This is a genomic window from Gordonia iterans (genome assembly GCF_002993285.1).
GTDB lineage: Bacteria > Actinomycetota > Actinomycetes > Mycobacteriales > Mycobacteriaceae > Gordonia > Gordonia iterans.
In genome coordinates this window covers 2106100-2125804 of record NZ_CP027433.1, presented here as the reverse complement: position 1 = coordinate 2125804, position 19705 = coordinate 2106100, and the positions used below count along the sequence as shown (strand labels likewise).

Genomic DNA, 19705 nt, shown 5'->3' with positions numbered 1-19705 from the left:
CCCGGCGCGCAGCGACTTCGGCCGCGCACGTCAGTTCGGGAGGCGCTCCAGGCCGCCCAGCCCGGCGAGCAGGGCGGTGAACTCCCCGGCGATCCCGGGTGCCACGGCCACCGTGGGATACCCGTCCGCAGCGCGCGAGGTGGCCGGCGGCACGGACACGTGCGCCCCGGCCTCCGCGGCGATCAGGGCGCCCGCCGCCCAGTCCCAGGGCGAGAGCCCGTGTTCGAAGTGCACGTCGACCGCCCCCGAGGCGACCATGCAGAGGTCCAGCGCCGCAGCCCCCACCCGGCGCACGTCGCGCACCTGCGGAAGCAGCTCGGCCAGCAGCGCCCCCTGGGCCCGGCGACGCACCGGAGAGTAGCCGAATCCGGTCGCCACCAGAGCCAGCGACACGTCGTCGATCGGGTTGGCGCGCAGCCGGCGAGCGTCGCCGTCACCGTTGCGGCACCACGCGCCACCGCCGGCAGCCGCCCAATAGGTGGTGCGGCGGGCAACGTCGACCACGGCCCCCGCTCGCGAGACCCCGTCGACCTGGGCCGCCACCGACACCGCGTACGCCGGGATGCCGTACAGGAAGTTCACGGTGCCGTCGATCGGATCGACCACCCACCGCACCCCTTCGGGCACCGTGTCCGAGCCGCCGGCCTCCTCGCCGAGGATCGCGTCCGACGGCCTGCACTCACGCAGCAGCCCGCGGATGAGGTGCTCGGTCTCGGTGTCGGCGACGGTGACCGGATCGGTCGGCGTCGACTTGGTGGTGACCGCCGACGTCCCGCCGTCGTGCCCGGAATCGGGGAACAGGTCGGGCCTGCGGGCCCGAACGTGTGCGGCGGCCTCCTCGGCGACGTGGACGGCGATCTGGGCCAGTTCCTCCGGCGCGGTCTCGGGTTCTCGGGTCACGACTCGAGTCTAGAGTCCCGAACGGACTGCCCGGTTGCGGCGATCGTTCGGGGCCCGGACATCGGCGCGGCCCGCCCCGTGTAGCCCCACCAGACCGGTGACCGCCGTCGTAAGCTGACTGCGTGCCCCGGGCCGCGCGAGCTGCTTCGGGTGCCGCACCCGAACAGAACAGGAAAACTCCCATGTCTGACGTGACGATCCTCGGCGCCGATCGCGAACCCAGTCCGGGCGCCGGGCTGAGCTTCGGCATCGATGTCGGTGGCACCGGCGTCAAGGGCGCCATCGTCGACCTCCGCACCGGCGAGTTCGTCGGCGACCGGCACCGCATCGACACCCCTCAGCCGGCCACCCCGGAAGCCGTCGGTCGCACCGTCTCGCAGATCGTCGAACATTTTGGATGGACCGGGCCGGTCGGCCTGACCATGCCCGGAGTGGTGAAGAACGGAATCCTGCGGACGGCCGCGAACATCGACGACGCCTGGCTCGGCACCGACGTCCGCGCGCTGTACAGCGAGCGGCTGGGCGGACGCCCGGTGACCGTGCTGAACGACGCCGACGCCGCCGGTCTGGCCGAACTGAGATTCGGCGGCGGTGCGCACATCGACGAAGGACTGGTGATCCTGCTGACGCTCGGCACCGGGATCGGCTCGGCCATGCTGTACAACGGCACGCTGATCCCCAACACCGAGTTCGGGCACATCGAGGTGCGCGGGACGATCGCGGAGAAGCGCGCATCGGCCAAGGTACGCAAGGACAACGACTGGTCCTTCGAGAAGTGGGCCGCGAAGCTCTCCGAGGTGCTCACCAAGTACGAGCGGCTCTTCTCCCCCGACCTGTTCATCGCCGGCGGCGGGATCAGCCGCAAGAGCGACAAGTGGATCCCTCACCTGACCAACGAGGTGCCGGTGGTCCCGGCCCGGCTCCGGAACACCGCGGGCATCGTCGGGGCCGCGATGGCCGTCGCCGAGGAACTCTGAGGGGGCCCGATAGGGCCACCGGCGCACCCCGCGCCGGAGTACTTTCGTTACAATGGAACGCGTCGGTCGCCGCCCCGCCCGATCGACTCTGGAGAACCAGGCACACCAGCCTCGCCCCGCACAGTCCGCATCACACCCGTTCAGTGATGCCGTGCTGCCGCCGCGCAAGCGCCCAGTGCCGCTGAGAAGTTTGTGAAAGGTCGTACGTGGCAACCACAAGGACCCCGGACGCCGAGGAAGCCGCGGCTCCCGTGAAGAAGGCAGCCGCGAAGAAGGCGACCACGGCGCGCAAGACCGCCGCCAAGAAGGCGCCCGCACGCAGGGCCACCGCTCAGAAGGCCGCCGAGTCCGACGGCGCACCCGCCAAGAAGACGGCCCGCAAGACCGCCGCGAAGAAGGCTCCGGCCCGCAAGACCGCGGCGAAGAAGGCCCCGGCCAAGAAGGCGTCCGCCAAGAAGGCCGCCCCGGACGTGATCGACGACGAGCCTCAGCTCGACGACGTCGACGCCCCCGAGGAACTCGACGAAGCCGAGATCGACCTGAGCGACGAGGACCTCGCCGCCGAGGAGGCGCCGCCCGCCAAGGCCAAGGGCCGGGCGAAGGCCAAGTCCGGCGCCAAGGATGCCAAGGACGCCGACGCCGACAAGAACTCCGGCGACTTCGTCTGGGATGAGGACGAGTCCGAGGCGCTGCGCCAGGCCCGCAAGGACGCCGAGCTCACCGCCTCGGCGGACTCCGTGCGCGCCTACCTCAAGCAAATCGGCAAGGTGGCCCTGCTCAACGCCGAGGAGGAGGTCGAGCTCGCCAAGCGCATCGAGGCCGGCCTGTTCGCCACCGAGAAGCTCCGCCGGGTGATGGAGTCCGGTGAGAAGCTGTCGGTCGCCCAGCGACGCGACCTCAACTGGATCTCCCGCGACGGCAACCGGGCCAAGAATCACCTCCTTGAGGCCAACCTGCGCCTGGTGGTCTCGCTCGCCAAGCGCTACACCGGCCGCGGCATGGCCTTTCTGGACCTGATCCAGGAGGGCAATCTCGGTCTGATTCGTGCGGTCGAGAAGTTCGACTACACCAAGGGTTACAAGTTCTCCACGTACGCCACGTGGTGGATTCGTCAGGCCATCACGCGCGCCATGGCAGACCAGGCCCGCACCATCCGCATTCCGGTGCACATGGTCGAGGTGATCAACAAGCTCGGACGCATCCAGCGCGAGCTCCTGCAGGATTTGGGCCGCGAGCCCACCCCGGAGGAACTCGCCAAGGAGATGGACATCACGCCGGAGAAGGTGCTGGAGATCCAGCAGTATGCGCGTGAGCCGATCTCCCTGGATCAGACGATCGGCGACGAGGGAGACAGCCAGCTCGGCGACTTCATCGAAGACTCCGAGGCCGTCGTGGCCGTCGACGCGGTCAGCTTCACGCTGCTCCAGGACCAGCTGCAGGACGTCCTGGACACGCTGTCCGAGCGCGAGGCCGGCGTCGTCCGGCTCAGGTTCGGTCTGACCGACGGCCAGCCGCGCACTCTCGACGAGATCGGCCAGGTCTACGGCGTCACCCGTGAGCGTATCCGGCAGATCGAGTCCAAGACCATGAGCAAGCTCCGCCACCCGAGCCGCTCCCAGGTGCTTCGGGACTACCTCGACTGACGGCTCACCCCACGGCGGAGCGTCGAGCGAGGCGTGCCACGTCGCTCCGCCGGGTCGGCCCTCCGCGGCGGAAGGACCGGAAATGACCGAGATCGCCTCCAAGTCGGAGCGCACGCGACGCAGGCTGCTCGCCGCCGCCGTCGACTTGTTCGCTCGGCAAGGCTTCCACGGCACGACGACGAGGGATCTCGCCAGAGCCGCCGGCATGAGTCCCGCCGCCGTGTACGTGCACTATCCCTCGAAAGAGGACCTGCTCTACAAGCTGTCGCTCGCCGGGCACCGGGACACGCTGGCCGTACTGGAGGCAGGGGACGACCCCGATCTTCCGCCGGCGCCGCGACTCAAGAAGCTCATCAGGGTGTACACACACCATCACGCGACCAGACCGCACCTGTCGCGGGTGCTCAACTACGAACTGGCCGCGCTGGCACCTGAGCACTCCGAGGAGATCCGGGCCCTGCGCGACGAGATCTCCCAGCGGATCGCGCAGGTGGTGTCCACCGGTGTGACGACCGGCGTGTTCGGTACCGTCGACGGTCCGGCGGTGACGATGGCCATCTTGTCGCTCAACGTCGACATCGCACGCTGGTTTCCGCATCGACCCGAGGTCGACCCGGACCGGCTTGCCGACTTCTACGCCGACCTCGCACTGACCATGGTCGAGGCCCGGGATCACGGCCGGCCCGTACCGGAGTGAGCCGCGACACTCCCGGCGGGACGGGGGAACAAAACGCGCTCCCCGTTCGTCTGACAGAGTGGTAGCCAAGGCGCTCCGCTTCGTGGGCGCCGAGCAGGCGAGTCAATGAAAGGGCAGGGGAACTCCATGACCGACAATGCCACGACCACGATCGTCTCGACACCGTTGACCAACGCCGACCGCTGCGACCGCTGCAGCGCGGCCGCCAAGGTCCGCGCGACCCTCGCCGGAGGCGGGGAGCTGCTGTTCTGCGGACACCACTACAGCGATCACGAGGCCCGTCTCGTGGAGATGGGGGCCGTCGTCTCTCACTAGCGCGTCTGTCGAGAGCGGGCCACGGACCAGAAGATCCGGATCAGGCGGCGAGCGGTGCGCTCGCCGCCTGATCCGTCTTCACCGCCAGGTCCGCAGGTCCGCGATCCGTTCTTTGAGTTGTTCGGCGGTGGCCATCGCCGTCGGCGGTCCGCCCAACCGCCGTCGCAGCTCGTTGTGCACCTGCCCGTGCGGGCGACCCGTGCGATGGTGGTGAAGGGCCACCAGGGTGTTCAGCTCTTTGCGCAACGCGTGGAGGTTCTCGCCGGTCCCCCGCTCGGCGGCGTTCGGCGCCGCCGCGGCCGCCTTCTCCTCGCGCGGGCCGACAGTCGAGCGTTTGGTGACCTGCTGCGCCTGCCGCTGCTGGAGGAGGGTGCGCACCTGCTCCGCGTCGAGCAGGCCCGGCAGCCCCAGGTAGTCCGACTCCTCGTCGGACCCGGCCAGCGTGGCCGTCCCGAACGAGGCGCCGTCGTAGATCACCTGATCCAGCTCCGCACTCGCGTGCAGCGACTGGAATGCCGGCTCGTCCTCCCCCGGCTCGTCCTCGCGCTTGTTCGCCTCGATCAGAGCGCCGTCGTCGAGGCCGGCCTCTTCGCGGTGCGGCTTCCCGAGCACGTGATCACGCTGCTGCTCTAGTTCGCTGGCCAGCTGCAGCAGAACGGGCACGGACGGCAGGAACACGCTGGCGGTCTCGCCGGGACGCCGCGACCGCACGAACCGGCCGATCGCCTGCGCGAAGTACAGCGGGGTGGAGGCGTTGGTCGCGTAGACCCCGACGGCCAGGCGCGGGACGTCCACGCCCTCGGACACCATCCGGACCGCGACCATCCATTCGTCGTCGGAGGCGGAGAAGCGCTCGATCCGCGCGGACGACCCCGCCTCGTCGGAGAGCACCAGGGTCGGCCGTTTGCCGGTGATCGACTCCAAGAGCTCGGCGTAGTCTCGGGCGGTGGTCTGATCCGTCGCGATCACCAGACCGCCCGCATCCGGAACCCCGGACGCCCGGAGTTTGACCAGACGACGATGCGCGGCGTTGAGCACAGCCGGAATCCAGTCGCCGTGCGGGTCCAGGGCGGTCCGCCAGGCGCGGGCCGTCTGTTCGGCCGACAGCGGCTCGCCCAGGCGGGCGGTGAACTCTTCTCCGGCGCTGGTACGCCAGCTCGCCTGCCCGGAATAGGCGAGGAACACCACCGGGCGAACCACGCCGTCGCGGAGCGCGTCGGAGTAACCGTAGGCGTGATCGGGCCGCGAGCGCGCACCGCCGCCCGGCTCGGGTTCGTAGGTGACGAACGGGATCGGCGAGTCGTCCGAGCGGAACGGCGTTCCGGTCAGGGCGAGGCGCCGTTCGGCGTCCTCGAACGCCTCGCGGATGCCGTCGCCCCACGACTTCGCGTCGCCGCCGTGGTGGATCTCGTCGAGGATCACCAGCGTGCGACGGCGTACCGTCCGCTCCCGGTGCCGGTACGGGTGAGCCGCGACCTGCGCGTAGGTGAGCACGACGCCGTCGAAGTCGGCGCTCGTCGATCCGGTGGAGTTGGAGAAGTTCGAGTCCAGCTGGATGCCGACCCGCGCGGCCGCGGCCGCCCACTGATGCTTCAGGTGCTCGGTCGGCGCGACGACGGTGATCCGCTCGACCGTCCGGTCGGCGAGCAGTTCGGCGGCGACCCGCAGCCCGAAAGTGGTCTTGCCTGCGCCCGGAGTGGCGACCGCCAAGAAATCCTTCGGACGCGACGTGAGGTACTTGGTCAGGGCCCGGCGCTGCCATGCGCGCAGCGAGCCCTTGGGCGCCGGACCGGCCGGATTCGCCTGCGCCTGCGAGGCTTCGGCGGTGTCAGCGGTGGTGAGTGTCAGCCCCGGTTCAGTCATAGCGGGATCGAGTCTAACCCGAGACTCCGACGCTCTCCGCCACGCCGCATTCCCGCCCGCTGACACACCGATGGGATCGATCGGCCATGCTTGTACCCATCAGTACCGACCACCGCGAAACGTTTCCTCCGGACCCCGAGCCGACCGAGGCCCGGGCCGGTGTGGTGCGCAAGTCCTGGCGGCTGATCTGGCGGACCACGGTGAAATCGTGGGACGACGGCATCATCGGCTGGTCGGCGCAGGCGGCCTTCTGGCAGGCGCTCTCGCTCACGCCGCTGCTGCTGGGCGTGCTGGGCAGCCTCGGCTACATCGGCGGCTGGTTCGGCCCGGACACCGTGCAGATCATCAGCGCGCGGATCATCCAGTTCAGCGGTGAGATCTTCACCGAGCAGGTGGTCGACGATCTGATCCGGCCCACCGTCGACAACGTGCTCGGCCGCGGCCGAGGCGCGGTGATCTCGGTGAGCTTCATCATGTCGCTGTGGGCAGGCTCGTCGGCGATGAGCTGTTTCGTCGCCGCGATCTGCACCGCCCACGATCAGCACCAAGTGCGGAACCCGGTGTGGCAGAGGATCTTCGCGCTGATCATCTACATCTTCTTCCTGATCAGCGCGGTGCTGGTGCTGCCTCTGGTGGCGCTCGGCCCCACCTACCTGCACGACATCGTCCCCGACGACTGGAACAACGCCGTCAGCGTGGTGATCGACTGGGGCTACTTCCCGTTCGTCGGCCTGCTGCTGATCGGCGTGCTGGTGCTGCTGTACCGCTTCTCGCTGCCGTACCCGCTGCCGTGGCTGCGCCTGGTGCCCGGCGCATTCCTGGCGGGTGTGTTCTTCTGGCTGGCGACGTACATACTGCGCGCCTACCTCACCGCCCTGGCCCAGGTCGGCTACACCTACGGCGCGCTGGCGACACCGATCGCGTTCCTCCTCTTCGGGTTCTTCCTCGGCTTCTCGATCGTCGTCGGCGCCGAGCTGAACGCGGCGATCCAGGAGCTCTGGCCGCGTGACCACAATGGTGCGACGGTGCGGCAATGGGTCTCGACGCAGACCAACGAGATCACCGACACCCTGCGCCGGCGAGCGATCCGCCCGGGGTGGCACCACAGGTCGCCCGCCGGTGCCGACGATCCGGCCGCTCCCACCGATCCGATCCCGCGCAGCGACCGACCCTGACCTGGCGGCGGATTCTGCGGCGTGCGGTTCTCGGGCTCGGCTACTTCTTCATCTTCGCGTAGACCTTCTTGCAGCGCTCGCAGACCGGTGAGCCCGGTTTCGCCGACTTGGTGACCGGGAACACCTCCCCGCAGAGCGCCACGACGTGGGTCCCCATCACCGCGCTCTCAGCGATCTTGTCCTTCTTCACGTAGTGGAAGACCTTCGGGGTGTCGTCGTCCTGTTCGGTCCGCTCGTCGAGGTCCGGGCGTTCGATCGTCTTGGTCGTCATTCCCCCATTCTGGCGCATCACCGGCGTCGCGCGCAGCCCCACCCGGTCACGACGACGCCACTACCGGGTTCGCACCACGAGAGGTGAAGTGGGACCATGGAGACATGGCGAGAGAGACGACCGGACCCTCTGGATCGACCGGATCCGGGGGAACCGGCGCGGACGAACACCCGGCCGCCGCCTTCCTGATCACCCGCGCCGAGACCTCGCTCGAAGAGCAGCATCGCGCCCGCGTCCGCAAGTACCTGTGGATGATGAGCATCCGGATTCCGGCCCTGCTGCTGGCCGCGCTCGTCTTCGTCTGGACCGACAACTACTGGTGGGCGATCGCGATCATCATCGTGTCCATCCCCATCCCCTGGGTCGCGGTGCTGATCGCCAATGATCGACCGCCTCGCAAGCGCGACGAGGTGCAGTACTACCGCTTCGGTGCAGGACGCACCGTCGGTCCGGCCGAGTTGACCGAAGAACCGGCACCGCGACCGCCGGCGGCGCCGCTGGTGATCGACGCCGAGACCGTCGAGCCGGACCCCGACCCGCAGAACCGCGACCCCGCAGCCGGTGCCACAGCGGCCGATTCCTCCGCTCCCGATTCCTCCGCTGCCGATTCCTCAGGGACTTCTCAGTCTGGCCGGGAACCTTCCTCGTAGCTCGCGCGTTGGACTGGGTGAAAGCTCTGGTAGTTCTCACCGCCGACCCGAGGAGGCCGTATGTCCGCCCCCACCCGCACTCGCCCCGCCCCCACCGCCGAAGATCTGGACGCGCAGTCCCCCTCGGCGGATCTGGTCCGCGTCTATCTGAACGGGATCGGCCGCACCGCACTCCTGAACGCCGAACAAGAGGTCGAGCTGGCCAAGCAGATCGAAGCCGGACTGTACGCCAAGCACCTGCTCTCCACCCGCAAGCGCATCAGCCCCGCCCGCAAGCGCGACCTGGCGACCCTGGTCCGCGAAGGCGAGCAGGCGCGCGCCCACCTACTCGAGGCCAACCTGCGCCTGGTGGTCTCGCTGGCCAAGCGCTACACCGGCCGCGGGATGCCGCTGCTCGATCTGATCCAGGAGGGCAATCTGGGCCTCATCCGCGCGGTCGAGAAGTTCGACTACGCCAAGGGATTCAAGTTCTCCACCTACGCCACCTGGTGGATCCGCCAGGCGATCAGCCGCGGCATGGCCGACCAGAGCCGCACCATCCGCCTTCCCGTCCACCTCGTGGAACAGGTGAACAAGATCGCCCGGATCCGCCGCGAGTTGCACCAGCAGCTCGGTCGCGAGGCGACCGACGACGAGTTGGCCGCCGAGACCGGCATCCCGGCCGAGAAGATCGCCGACCTCATGGATCACAGCCGCGATCCGGTGAGCCTGGACATGCCGGTCGGCGCCGACGAGGAGGCGCCGCTGGGCGACTTCATCGAAGACAGCGAAGCCACCTCCGCCGAGAACGTCGTGATCTCCAGCCTGCTGCACTCGGACATCCGCAAGGTCCTGAGCACGCTGGACGAGCGGGAACGCCAGGTGATCACCCTGCGCTTCGGCCTCGACGACGGTCAGCCGCGCACCCTGGACCAGATCGGCCGCACCTTCGGACTGTCGCGCGAACGAGTCCGTCAGATCGAGCGCGAGGTGATGGGCAAGTTGCGTCAGGGCGACCGCGCCGACAAACTCCGCGCGTACGCCAGCTGACCGCCGCCGCGATCGCCGCAGACACGAGGTCCCCGCTCTCCGCCGGAGAGCGGGGACCTCGTCGTCGAGCGTCGTCGGCGGTCAGCGCAAGCGACGCGGACCCGTGTCGGCCAGCGCCGGTACCGGGCCGATGGTGATCTGAGCAGCCAGTACCTCCGTGCCACCGTCCGACGACAGGATCGGGTCCAGGTTGACCCCGCGGATCTCCGGGACCTCCTCGACCAGTGCCGATACGCGCAGCACCATGTCGATGAGCGCCTCCACGTCAGCGGGCGGCTCACCCGCCCCGCCGGCCAGCATCTGCGCCGACCGGGGTTCGGCGAGCAGGTCGCGGGCGTCGTCGACGGTGAGCGGGACCGCACGATAGCTGCGATCTCCGAGCGACTCGAAGAGCCTGCCGGACAGCCCGAAGGAGATCACCGACCCGTAGGAGCTGTCCTCGGTGGCCCGGATACACACCCCGAGGCCCTTGGCCGCCATGCGCTGGACCTGCAGCGTCGTCTCCCCGGTCAGCTGCTGCAACTCGGCGAAGGCGGTGATCACCGCCGTCGCGTCACCGAGATCCAGCCGGGCGCCTTCGCGGTCCAGCCGACCGACCCAGTCGCGCCCGGTGGCTTTGACGGCGACCGGAAAGCCGAGTTCACGGGCAGCAGACGAGGCCTCGTGCAGCGTCGACGCCTCGCGGAACTCGACCACGTCGATGCCGTACCAGGCCAGCACCGTGGCCGCTTCCACGGAGGTGAGTTCACGAGCCCCCTCGCCGATCAGCTCGCGCACATAGCTGCGCGCGTGTTCAGTCGAGATCCCCTCCAGCAACACCTCTTCGGCGTCGGGCCGGGTACGCCAGCGGGCATACCGCCAACTCAGCGCTAGGGCGCCGGCGGCGCGCTCGGGAGTCGGGTACGACGGAATCGAGCCGCGCGTGGGCATCCCGGACTCGCCCGGGATCGACAATCCCTCCGGGATGCCCTCGACCGCCAGAAAGGTGGTCACGATCGGCTTGCCGGCCGACTCGACGCTTCCGGTGACCGCCCCCATCAGCGCCCGTGAATAGCCGTCGGCGTCGACGGCGACCGGCGGCACGAAGACCACGATCACCGCGTCGACCCCGGGATCGTCGACGGCGGTCGAGACCGCCTGGGCGAGATCCTCTTCGGTCACGCCAGGCCCCAAGTCCACCTGCAGCACCACGTCCAGGCCGGAGCTCCGCGCGGTGTTCGCCGCGAGTGCGGCGATCACCGACGAGTTGCCGATGATCGCGGTGCGCGGACCGACCGGCAACGGCTGATACGCCAGGACGGTGGCCGCGTCGAAGAGGTCGGACAGCGTGTCGACCTGGAGCACCCCGGCCTGCGCCAGCACCATCTGGGCGATGCGGTCGTCGACGGCGCCGAACCGCTCGCCCTGCTCCCCGACCCTGGTCATGGCGCCGCGGCCGGACTTGATCGCGATCACCGGCTTGTTGCGCGTCACCCGGCGGGCGATCCGGCCGAACTTGCGCGGATTGCCGAAGTTCTCCAGGTAGAGCAGCACGACGTCGGTCGAATCGTCGGAGTCCCAATACTGCAGCAGGTCGTTGCCCGAGACGTCGGCGCGGTTGCCGGCCGAGACGAACGTCGACAGGCCGAGGTTGCGTTGCGCTGCAGTGGCCAGGATAGCGATGCCCAGGGCGCCCGACTGGCAGAAGAAGCCGACGCGCCCGGGACCCGGGATCCGCGGTGCCAGAGTGGCGTTGAGCCGGACGTCCGGGTCGTTGTTCACGACGCCGAGCGCATTCGGCCCGACCAGCCGCATCCCGTGCGCGCGCACCTGCTGCAGCAGCGCACGCTCGGTCTGCAGGCCTTCGGCACCGAGTTCGCCGAAGCCGGACGAGACCACGACCAGCGTCTTGACGCCCTTGGCCAGACAGTCGTCGAGCACGTCGGTCATCCCGGACGCCGGCACGGCCACCACCGCCAGGTCGACCGGATCGGGGATGTCCATCACACGCTCATACGCACGGATCCCGTTGACCGAGCGGGCCTGCCCGACCGGATAGACCGGTCCGGTCGATCCACCCGCGATCAGGTTGCTGAGCAAGACGTGACCGACCTTCCTCGGGTCCACCGAGGCGCCGATGACCGCCACCGAGCGCGGCCGGAGCAGGTTGGCGATGCTGCGTGCCTCCGACGCCCGTTCGCGCGCGTTCCGCACCGAGGTCAGCGCATCGGTGGGGTCGATCTCGAACTCCACATGGACCGTGGAGCCGTCGAAGGCCCGGCTCACCTGGTAGCCCGCATCCTTGAACACCGCGACCATGTTCGGGTTCTCCGACAGGACCTCGGCCTCGAACTTGGTGAACCCGTTCTCGGCGGCCGCTCCGGCCAGGTGCTCGAGCAGGATCGGGCCCAGTCCGCGGCCCTGATGCGCATCGGCGACGACGAAGGCCACTTCGGCCGAGCCCGGCTTGCCGCTCGCCTCCAGCCCTTCGTACAGCCCCATCGCGATGACGTCGTCGCCCAGCCACGCGAGGAACGCCACCCGATTGCGATAGTCGACGGTCGTCATGCGCACCACCTCGCGCGCCGGCAACGTCGGCGTCGGGCCGAAGTAGCGCAGATACCGGGTGCGCTCAGAGAGTCCTTCGTGGAAGCGCACCAGGGCATCGGCGTCGGCGGGAGTGATCGGCCGAAGGTGGACCACACCGCCGTCGGAGGCCAGCACGTCGGCGGCCCAGTGCCGCGGGAACCTGTCAGCGCCGGGCTCGCGGGCTCCCTCGCCGGTGCCACCCCGATCGGCGTGGTCGGCCTGCTCGCCGGCCGGGTCGGTCGCGTCCGCGGCGTCAGGAGTGGGAGCGTCAGTCACGAGGGTCCTCCGGGTCGAGTCCGTGCAGGGGGAAGGCCGCGCGCCTGGTGGCCAGAATCGCGCGGTCGGTCTGTTGCTGAGCGGCATCGGGGATGCCGGCCGGCGGCGGCGCCCCCGCGTCCCCGTCCCAGGGCACGTAGCCGACGTCGCCGTTGTCTCCCATCATGCCCACCGGCGGACGTGCGTAGTCGGGGTGGACCTTGCCCGCCAGGTCGACGGCGGTCTCCATCCACTCCGCACCGACCGGCGTCCGGGTGTCGACGTCGCGGTCGAGGGCCGTCGCGATCAGATGGGTCCAGGCCCGCGGAACCACGTTGATGACGCCGTAGCCGCCTCCGCCGACCGCGATCCACCGCCCCTCGCAGTACTTGTCGGCGAGGTCGCGCAGAGCGCGCATCGCCGCGGCCTGGCCGTCGACGGTCAGGGCCAGGTCGGTCAGCGGATCTGCGCGGTGGCTGTCGACGCCGATCTGCGTGAGGAGGATCTGTGGTTTGTACGCGGCGATCATCGAGGGGACGACCGCGTGAAAGGCTCTGAGCCACAGTCGGTCTTCGATTCCCGGCATCAATGCGACGTTGACGGCGGTCCCCGCTGCGCGGTCGGAGCCGACCTCGGTGGGCCAGCCGGTGCCCGGCCAGAGTGTCGCCGGGTGCTGGTGCAGCGAGATGGTCATCACCCGCGGATCGTTCTCGAACTGCACCTGAACGCCGTCCCCGTGGTGCGCATCGATGTCGACGTAGGCGATGCGGTCGTAGCCCTGTGCCAGCAGCCACTCGATCGCGATCGAGGCATCGTTGTAGATGCAGAAACCCGCAGCGTGACCAGCCATCGCGTGGTGCATGCCGCCCCCGATGTTGACCGCGCGCTGCACGGCCCCCGAGTGCACCGCCTGCGCGGCCGCGAGAGTCCCGCCCACCAGCATCGAGCCCGCCTCGTGCATGTTGTCGAAGACCGGATTGTCCTCGCTCCCGAGCCCGAAGAGCCGCTCCAGCATCGGGCCGCTCAGGGACGCCATTCCGGAGCCGACAGCACGAACGGCGTCGATGTAGCCCTGGGTGTGCACAGTCCGGAGCGTCTCGTCGTCCACCGGCAGCGGCGCGACGGTGTCGACACCGTCCAGCACACCCAGGCTGCGGGCCAGGTCCATCGTCAGAGCCAGGCGGATCGGACTCATCGGGTGCGTGTACGCCCACTTGTAGTCGAGGAACTCGTCACTCCAGATGATCGCCGTATTCACTGCTGCTCCACTTCGCACGTCACACCTGCACGCTAGTGTCTCGTGCCGCAAGATTCTCGTGAAAGCTCCGGCGCGCGACACACGTGCCTCGGTGGTCACTGCATCCGGGTAACCTGAACTGTGGCGAAAGGACTGAGGCACTCGTGAACGATCTGGTCGACACCACCGAGATGTACTTGCGCACGATCTACGACCTCGAAGAGGAGGGAATCGTCCCGCTGCGCGCGCGCATCGCGGAGCGGCTCGAGCAGAGCGGACCGACCGTCTCGCAGACCGTGGCCCGGATGGAGCGCGACGGTCTGGTACGCGTCGCGGGCGACCGGCACCTCGAGCTCACCGACACCGGGCGAGCCCTGGCCGTCCAGGTGATGCGCAAGCATCGGCTCGCCGAGCGGCTGCTCGTCGACGTGATCGGCATGCCGTGGGACGAGGTGCACGATGAGGCCTGCCGCTGGGAGCACGTGATGAGCGAGAACGTCGAGCGACGCCTGCTGCAGGTGCTGAACAACCCGACCACCTCGCCGTACGGAAACCCGATTCCCGGTCTGGAGGAACTCGGCGTGATAGTCGCCGAGCCGGTCGACTCCGCCGAGCGTCTCGTGGAGTTGCCGCCCGGCGAGTCCGCGGTGATCGTGCGCCGGATGGCCGAGCACGTGCAGGCCGACCCCGAGCTCATCAGTGAGCTGCGCGAGGCCGGTGTGGTGCCGAACGCGCGCGTGAACGTGGTCGTGAACCCGCGAACCGTGGTGATCAGCACGCCGGGTCACGAGGGGCTGACGTTGTCCTCGGAGATGGCGCACGCCATCTTCGTCGAACGGGTCTAGTTCCGTCCGAGTCTGTCCGGGCGCGTCCGCGGGACCGCGCCCGCCGGCAACCGGGTCTGCGCCGGGAGACCGACTCCCAGGTCTTGCCCGAGGCAGAACGAGTACTCGAGGACCTCCGCCAGGGCTGACGGCCGCAGCCCGTTCCGCAGCGCACCGTCGAGCAACCGGGCCAGGTGGTACTCGGGGTCCAGCTCGAGCGCGCGCTCGATCGCCACCGCGGCGAGCGCTCCGTGCCCGGCCAGGTAGTGCAGGTGGCCGAGCAGTGTCGCCGCCGCGGCGCCGGCACGCCCGGTGAGTCCGCGGGTGAGCCGGGTCCACAGTCGTTCCGCCTCGTCCCGGAGGTCGGTCAGCGCGAGTGCCAGCAGAACGTCGCGGGCGTGCACCGAGCTGAGCGCCTCGGCGAGCGCGTTCGTCTGCTCACACGCGAGTCGCGCCGCGCGGCCGCTCCGGATCACCTCGAGCACCAGGCGTACCCGCCGGGCGTCTCGCTGTCCGGCAGGCTCTGGCGCGACCACCGGATCCCGCGGGCGGCAGACGTCGTCGTCGCAATGCGCCGCAGGTGCCAGCGCCTCGACCAGGTCCGACCGGCGCGCAAGCACCTGCCGTCCCTCGTAGACGGCCAGCCGCAGAGCGACCGGCGTCAGCAGCGGATCGCTGAGGGTCCCCGAGGGCGGGAGACCACCGCGGAACGGTGCCGGCGGACGCGGACGACCCGCCCGGCACCGCGGCTCCCATCCGGTGAACCACGGCACACCGGCACTGAACTCCCGGAGCACGAAGCCGGCGGACAAGCCCCCGACTTCGCTGAAGGCCCGTTCGACGGCCCGGAACACCCCGCGGTACCGAGTCAGCTCTGCGGCGGTGTCGGCGGTGTCGAAGCGATCGTCGACCAGCACCGCGACGAGGCCGGCCGCGCCGTGGCCAGCCAGGACGGAGTCGAACCGGCAGAGCTCTCGCGACCAGCGGGCGGTCGGCCGTCCCCGCGAGTCCAGGTGCAGGTCGTGCCGCGTGTTCGTCAGGTTCTCGCCCTCCGCGGAGAAGGCGCACAGGACGAGTGACCGCTCGGGGAAGAACCCGAACACTCCGGGCACCGAGGCGATCAGCGGATCGGGGTCGTTGAGCAGGGCCGAGCCCTCAGGCAGTGGTTGCGGTAGCGATGTCATGCTCGCCAGCTTCCGCCGCTCGGGGTGGTCTCCGGGAGAGGAGGGAACGATGTTGTGGACAATCCGCGTTGTTCACAGGTCGGCGACCGCCGGGCTGGACGGCGGGCGGGTACGTCGGCTACGGGGCGGCTCCACCTCCGCCCGGACGGCTATCGGAAAGCGTGCCGTACCGCGGCGTCGAACAGCTTCTGTGCGGCCGCCTTCGCGTCGTCGCCGACCGCGCCGAGATACCGCAACTGCACCAGCACTCGGACGTCGCCGCGCTGGGCGATCCACTGCTCCGCCGTGGTGACCGAGTCGTTCCCCGGTGAGGTGAGCGTCCGGATCAGCGTCATGCGCTGCACTCCGCCGGACTCCGCGGGCGGCACGACCACCCGGGTCGCGACGTCGAGCTGCCCGGTCGAACCACCCCGAAAGGTCGCGCACTCGGATGCCGCCCGTGCGAGATCGTCCAGCGACTCTTCGGTCCGCGCGACCATCTCGGTCATCGTGCTGCCTTCGGCGGGTCCCGGTGCGAACACCACTGCCGCGGTGTCGGTGTCGACGGCGGCCGGCGTGCAGTGCGCGGGCGTCACCTCGCCGTCGACAGGGCGCAGGGTGATGTCGGCCACGATGCTCGGCACCTGTTCCGGCGGCACCACCGTCGCACCGGGCCCGAACTCGCTCGTGGGCAGTGCTTTGGCGGCGAGATCAGGTGTCGCACGCGGGTTTCCGGACGTGGTGCAGCCACACGCGAGCAGCGCCACACCGAGCGCGACGACAACAGACACAACCAGCTTCACACATGCCACTCTGCCACCATCGACACCGGACACCCGGGAATGACCCACCGGTCACCGGTGTTATGTGGATCGAGACCTCGCATCCTGCGAGACTGAATACCCACACCCGACGGCGACTCCGGCGGGTCACCTGAAGAGAAGGGAGAACCCCCGATGGACGAGCAGCCGCACGAGAACCGCTCGCTGTACGAGCTCGAGTTCCCCGGTCCCACCGTCTCCGGCCCCCGGGGCGACCATCCGGCCGGCGGACCGGTCCTGGTGCATGCTCTCGAGGGCTTCGCCGATGCCGGTCACGCCGTGACGATGGCCGCCACACACCTGCGCGAGGCGCTCGACTGCCAGCTCGTCGCCACCTTCGACACCGACGAACTGATCGACTACCGCTCACGACGGCCGGTGATCTCGTTCAGCGGCGAACAGTTCGAGGGCATCGACATGCCTCGCCTGACCATGCATGCGCTCGTGGACAACGACGGCGTGCCCTTCCTGCTGCTCGACGGCGCCGAGCCGGACCTGCGCTGGGAGCAGTTCACCACGGCGATCACCGCGCTCGCCGAGCAGTTCGGCGTGAGCCAGGTGGTCGGCCTCAACTCGATCCCGATGGCCGTCCCGCACACCCGGCCGTCCGGTGTGATCGGCCACGGCAACGACGCCGAGGCCCTCGGCGACCTGCCGCGCTGGGGCAACGAGATGAAGCTGCCCTCCAGTGCCTCCATGCTGCTGGAGTTGCGTCTGGGATCAGCCGGGTACCGCACCGTCGGTCTGTCGGCGCACGTCCCGCACTACCTCTCGCAGAACAACTACCCGGGCGCGTCGGCGGCACTGCTGTCGGCGCTGGGCCGGGTGGCCGGACTCAACCTGCCCGTCGCCGCCCTGGAGAACGCCGCCGCCAAGGTGCTCGCGCAGGTCGACGAGGAGGTCGCCGGCAACGCTGAGATCGGCGCCGTCGTCCATGCACTCGAGCAGCAGTACGACGCGTACGTGCAGGCCAAGGCCGAGCGCGAGCTGCTGTCTGCCGAGGAGGATCTGCCCTCCGGGGACGAACTCGGCGCCGAGTTCGAGAAGTTCCTGGCCGAGCACGCCGCTGAGTTCGACGGCTTCGACCTGGGATCCGACGCCGACGCGGGGCCCGCCGACCCGGACACTCCTGGCGAGCCACGACGGGACACCCCCTGAAACCCGACACGGAGACAGCCGACCCGATCACCGCACCGACCTCTGACGCCGGCTCCACGTCACCGGCGAGCGACCTCTCGGCCGCCCTCGTGGGCGACGAGGACGCCGCCTTCGAGCACTTTCTCGCCTGGTGGGCCGAGCGCGGCATCGATCTGTACCCGCATCAGGAGGAGGCGCTCCTGGAGATGGTGTCGGGCACCAATGTGATTTTGGCGACCCCGACCGGTTCGGGGAAGTCCCTGGTGGCGTCGGGGGCGATCTACTTCGCCCGCTGCCGCGGTCAGCGCGCCTACTACACCGCGCCCATCAAGGCGTTGGTCAGCGAGAAATTCTTCGACCTGTGCGAGCAGTTCGGCGCCGCGAACGTGGGCCTGCTGACCGGCGATGCGAGTGTCAACGCCGACGCCCCGATCATCTGCGCGACCGCGGAGATCGTGGCGAATCTCGCGCTGCGCGACGGACCAGACTCAGACGTCGGCGTCCTGGTCGCCGACGAGTTCCACTACTACGGCGAGTCCGACCGCGGCTGGGCCTGGCAGGTGCCGCTGATCGAGTTGGCGAGCACCCAGTTCCTGCTGATGTCCGCCACCCTCGGCGACGTGTCCTTCTTCCTCGACGACCTGACCCGGCGCACCGGTCGGCCCACCGTCGAGGTGGCCGGGGCGCAGCGACCGGTGCCGCTGGAGTACCGCTACGCGATGACGCCGATCCACGAGACCATCGAAGAACTGGTCACCGCCGGCCAAGCGCCGGTCTACGTGGTGCACTTCACCCAGGCGCAGGCGGTCGAACGAGCACAGGCGCTGCTGTCGGCCAAGATCTGTTCCAAGGAGGAGAAAGCGGCGGTGGCGGAGGCGATCGGCGACTTCGACTTCCGGACCGGCTTCGGGAACACCCTCTCCAAGCTCCTACGCGCCGGCATCGGCGTCCACCACGCCGGCATGCTCCCCCGGTACCGGCGGCTGGTCGAGCGGCTCGCCCAAGCCGGACTGCTCAAGGTGGTCGCCGGAACGGACACGCTCGGCGTCGGCATCAACGTGCCCATCCGCACAGTGCTGTTCGCCGGTCTCACCAAGTACGACGGTCACCGCGTCCGGCGGCTCAAGGCGCGTGAGTTCCACCAGATCGCCGGGCGCGCCGGCCGTGCCGGATACGACACGATCGGCTACGTCGTCGCGCAGGCCCCCGAGCACGACGTGGAGAACGCCCGCCTGGTCGCCAAGGCCGGAGACGATCCCAAGAAGTTGCGAAAGCTGGTGCGGCGCAAGCCTCCGGAGGGTTTCGTCGGGTGGAGCGACAAGACCTTCTTCACCCTGGTCGATGCCCCGGACGAGCAACTCCGGTCGCATTTCCGGGTGACTACGGCGATGCTCATGGAAGTGCTGGAGCGGCCCGGGGACTGCTTCGCCGCCCTGCGCCACCTGCTCGAGGACAATCACGAGCCCCGCAAACGTCAACTGCGGCACATCAAGCACACCATTGCCCTGTACCGCGACCTGGTCGAGACCGGCATCGTCACCCGGCTGGACTCGCCCGCGCCGGACGGCAAACGCGTCGAACTGTCGATCGACCTGCCGGAGAACTTCGCGCTCACCAATCCCCTGTCGGCGTTCGCCGTCGCCGCCTTCGAGCTCCTCGATCCGGAGTCGTCGTCGTTCGCACTCGACGTCGTCTCCATCCTGGAGTCGACGCTCGACGATCCCCGCCAGGTGCTGATGGCCCAGCGCAAGGTCGCCCGCGACGCGGCAGTGGCCGAGATGAAGGCCGACGGGATCGAGTACGAGGAGCGGATGGCGCGGCTGGAGGAGATCACCTGGCCGCAGCCGCTGGCCGAGGAGATCGGTTTCGCCTACGAGACATACAAGCGCGGTCATCCGTGGCTGGCGAACACCCCGCCCTCCCCGAAGTCCGTGCTGCGCTACATGCTCGAGCGCTCGATGACCTTCACCGAGCTGATCAGCGAGTTCGGCCTGCAGCGCAGCGAGGGCGTCGTCTTGCGCTATCTCACCGACTGCTACCGGGCGCTGCGCAGCGGCCTGCCGATGACCGCGGTGACCGAACAGATCGAGGACATCACCGACGACCTCGGCGACCTGATCCGCGGCGTCGACTCGAGTCTGATCGACGAATGGGAAACACTCACCGCGCAGGCCTGACTC

The 19705-nt window shown here is 69.4% G+C and carries 17 protein-coding genes; 10 read left to right on the top strand and 7 right to left on the bottom strand.

The window, feature by feature from the left end; translation table 11 throughout:
- Window positions 1-30: 30 nt before the first annotated feature.
- Window positions 31-900 (bottom strand): inositol monophosphatase family protein, encoded by an 870-nt coding sequence (locus C6V83_RS09735; RefSeq protein ID WP_105942244.1) that lies wholly within the window; start codon window positions 898-900, stop codon window positions 31-33.
- A 182-nt stretch (window positions 901-1082) separates the two neighbouring features.
- On the opposite strand from C6V83_RS09735, the gene ppgK reads away from it, so the two are divergent.
- The 4 genes from ppgK (at window position 1083) to C6V83_RS09715 (ending at window position 4532) form a co-directional block, all read left to right on the top strand.
- Entirely contained in the window at window positions 1083-1877 is a 795-nt protein-coding gene (gene ppgK / locus C6V83_RS09730; protein WP_105942243.1) for a polyphosphate--glucose phosphotransferase, read from the top strand.
- Between the two features lie 206 nt (window positions 1878-2083).
- Window positions 2084-3520 carry an RNA polymerase sigma factor gene (locus C6V83_RS09725; protein ID WP_105942242.1) on the top strand — a complete coding sequence of 479 codons (1437 nt, stop codon included), beginning with the start codon at window positions 2084-2086 and terminating at the stop codon, window positions 3518-3520.
- A gap of 82 nt (window positions 3521-3602) precedes the next feature.
- Entirely contained in the window at window positions 3603-4217 is a 615-nt protein-coding gene (locus tag C6V83_RS09720) for a TetR/AcrR family transcriptional regulator (protein ID WP_105942241.1), read from the top strand.
- A gap of 126 nt (window positions 4218-4343) precedes the next feature.
- Complete coding sequence (locus C6V83_RS09715) at window positions 4344-4532, top strand: DUF7455 domain-containing protein (protein ID WP_105942240.1); 189 nt, start codon at window positions 4344-4346, stop codon at window positions 4530-4532.
- Between the two features lie 78 nt (window positions 4533-4610).
- On the opposite strand, the gene C6V83_RS09710 is transcribed toward C6V83_RS09715, so the two are convergent.
- Entirely contained in the window at window positions 4611-6395 is a 1785-nt protein-coding gene (locus tag C6V83_RS09710) for a DEAD/DEAH box helicase (RefSeq protein WP_105942239.1), read from the bottom strand.
- 86 nt (window positions 6396-6481) lie between these two features.
- Between C6V83_RS09710 and C6V83_RS09705 the strand changes: the two genes are divergently transcribed.
- A complete protein-coding gene (locus C6V83_RS09705; RefSeq protein ID WP_105942238.1) occupies window positions 6482-7570 on the top strand; it encodes a YihY/virulence factor BrkB family protein in 1089 nt (362 codons plus the stop codon).
- Window positions 7571-7610: 40 nt separating this feature from the next.
- On the opposite strand, the gene C6V83_RS09700 is transcribed toward C6V83_RS09705, so the two are convergent.
- A complete protein-coding gene (locus C6V83_RS09700) occupies window positions 7611-7841 on the bottom strand; it encodes a DUF3039 domain-containing protein (RefSeq protein ID WP_105943848.1) in 231 nt (76 codons plus the stop codon).
- A gap of 104 nt (window positions 7842-7945) precedes the next feature.
- On the opposite strand from C6V83_RS09700, the gene C6V83_RS09695 reads away from it, so the two are divergent.
- Window positions 7946-8491 (top strand): DUF3099 domain-containing protein, encoded by a 546-nt coding sequence (locus C6V83_RS09695; protein ID WP_105942237.1) that lies wholly within the window; start codon window positions 7946-7948, stop codon window positions 8489-8491.
- Window positions 8492-8551: 60 nt separating this feature from the next.
- Complete coding sequence (locus C6V83_RS09690) at window positions 8552-9520, top strand: sigma-70 family RNA polymerase sigma factor (RefSeq protein ID WP_105942236.1); 969 nt, start codon at window positions 8552-8554, stop codon at window positions 9518-9520.
- Between the two features lie 81 nt (window positions 9521-9601).
- Here C6V83_RS09690 and C6V83_RS09685 read toward each other — a convergent pair whose 3' ends face one another.
- A complete protein-coding gene (locus tag C6V83_RS09685; protein WP_105942235.1) occupies window positions 9602-12364 on the bottom strand; it encodes a bifunctional acetate--CoA ligase family protein/GNAT family N-acetyltransferase in 2763 nt (920 codons plus the stop codon).
- A complete protein-coding gene (locus C6V83_RS09680; protein WP_105942234.1) occupies window positions 12357-13601 on the bottom strand; it encodes an acetoin utilization protein AcuC in 1245 nt (414 codons plus the stop codon). Before C6V83_RS09680 ends, C6V83_RS09685 begins: the two co-directional genes overlap by 8 nt.
- Before the next feature lie 143 nt (window positions 13602-13744).
- Here C6V83_RS09680 and C6V83_RS09675 point away from each other — a divergent pair, with 143 nt between their 5' ends.
- Complete coding sequence (locus tag C6V83_RS09675; protein ID WP_105942233.1) at window positions 13745-14425, top strand: metal-dependent transcriptional regulator; 681 nt, start codon at window positions 13745-13747, stop codon at window positions 14423-14425.
- Here the strand turns inward: C6V83_RS09675 and C6V83_RS09670 are convergent.
- Together C6V83_RS09670 and C6V83_RS09665 are read right to left on the bottom strand one after the other, a co-directional pair.
- On the bottom strand, window positions 14422-15588 hold the full coding sequence (locus tag C6V83_RS09670; protein WP_105942232.1) for a DUF4192 domain-containing protein: 1167 nt from the start codon (window positions 15586-15588) through the stop codon (window positions 14422-14424). The genes C6V83_RS09675 and C6V83_RS09670 overlap by 4 nt on opposite strands.
- Window positions 15589-15737: 149 nt before the next feature.
- A complete protein-coding gene (locus tag C6V83_RS09665) occupies window positions 15738-16370 on the bottom strand; it encodes a hypothetical protein (protein ID WP_105942231.1) in 633 nt (210 codons plus the stop codon).
- Window positions 16371-16523: 153 nt separating this feature from the next.
- Here C6V83_RS09665 and C6V83_RS09660 point away from each other — a divergent pair, with 153 nt between their 5' ends.
- The gene (locus C6V83_RS09660) at window positions 16524-17546 is read left to right on the top strand and encodes a proteasome assembly chaperone family protein (protein ID WP_105942230.1); all 1023 of its coding nucleotides are present in this window, start codon (window positions 16524-16526) and stop codon (window positions 17544-17546) included.
- Window positions 17547-17731: 185 nt separating this feature from the next.
- Entirely contained in the window at window positions 17732-19702 is a 1971-nt protein-coding gene (locus C6V83_RS09655; RefSeq protein ID WP_234353981.1) for a DEAD/DEAH box helicase, read from the top strand.
- Window positions 19703-19705: the final 3 nt, after the last annotated feature.

Excerpts from the sequence above, each read along its gene's own strand:
- C6V83_RS09660 (WP_105942230.1), top strand. The coding sequence starts at position 16,524 with ATGGACGAGCAGCCGCACGAGAACCGCTCGCTGTACGAGCTCGAGTTC.
- C6V83_RS09705 (WP_105942238.1), top strand. The coding sequence starts at position 6,482 with ATGCTTGTACCCATCAGTACCGACCACCGCGAAACGTTTCCTCCGGAC.
- C6V83_RS09655 (WP_234353981.1), top strand. The coding sequence starts at position 17,732 with ATGGTGTCGGGCACCAATGTGATTTTGGCGACCCCGACCGGTTCGGGG.
- ppgK (WP_105942243.1), top strand. The coding sequence starts at position 1,083 with ATGTCTGACGTGACGATCCTCGGCGCCGATCGCGAACCCAGTCCGGGC.
- C6V83_RS09720 (WP_105942241.1), top strand. The coding sequence starts at position 3,603 with ATGACCGAGATCGCCTCCAAGTCGGAGCGCACGCGACGCAGGCTGCTC.
- C6V83_RS09690 (WP_105942236.1), top strand. The coding sequence starts at position 8,552 with ATGTCCGCCCCCACCCGCACTCGCCCCGCCCCCACCGCCGAAGATCTG.
- C6V83_RS09715 (WP_105942240.1), top strand. The coding sequence starts at position 4,344 with ATGACCGACAATGCCACGACCACGATCGTCTCGACACCGTTGACCAAC.
- C6V83_RS09670 (WP_105942232.1), bottom strand. The coding sequence starts at position 15,588 with ATGACATCGCTACCGCAACCACTGCCTGAGGGCTCGGCCCTGCTCAAC.
- C6V83_RS09700 (WP_105943848.1), bottom strand. The coding sequence starts at position 7,841 with ATGACGACCAAGACGATCGAACGCCCGGACCTCGACGAGCGGACCGAA.
- C6V83_RS09710 (WP_105942239.1), bottom strand. The coding sequence starts at position 6,395 with ATGACTGAACCGGGGCTGACACTCACCACCGCTGACACCGCCGAAGCC.
- C6V83_RS09695 (WP_105942237.1), top strand. The coding sequence starts at position 7,946 with ATGGCGAGAGAGACGACCGGACCCTCTGGATCGACCGGATCCGGGGGA.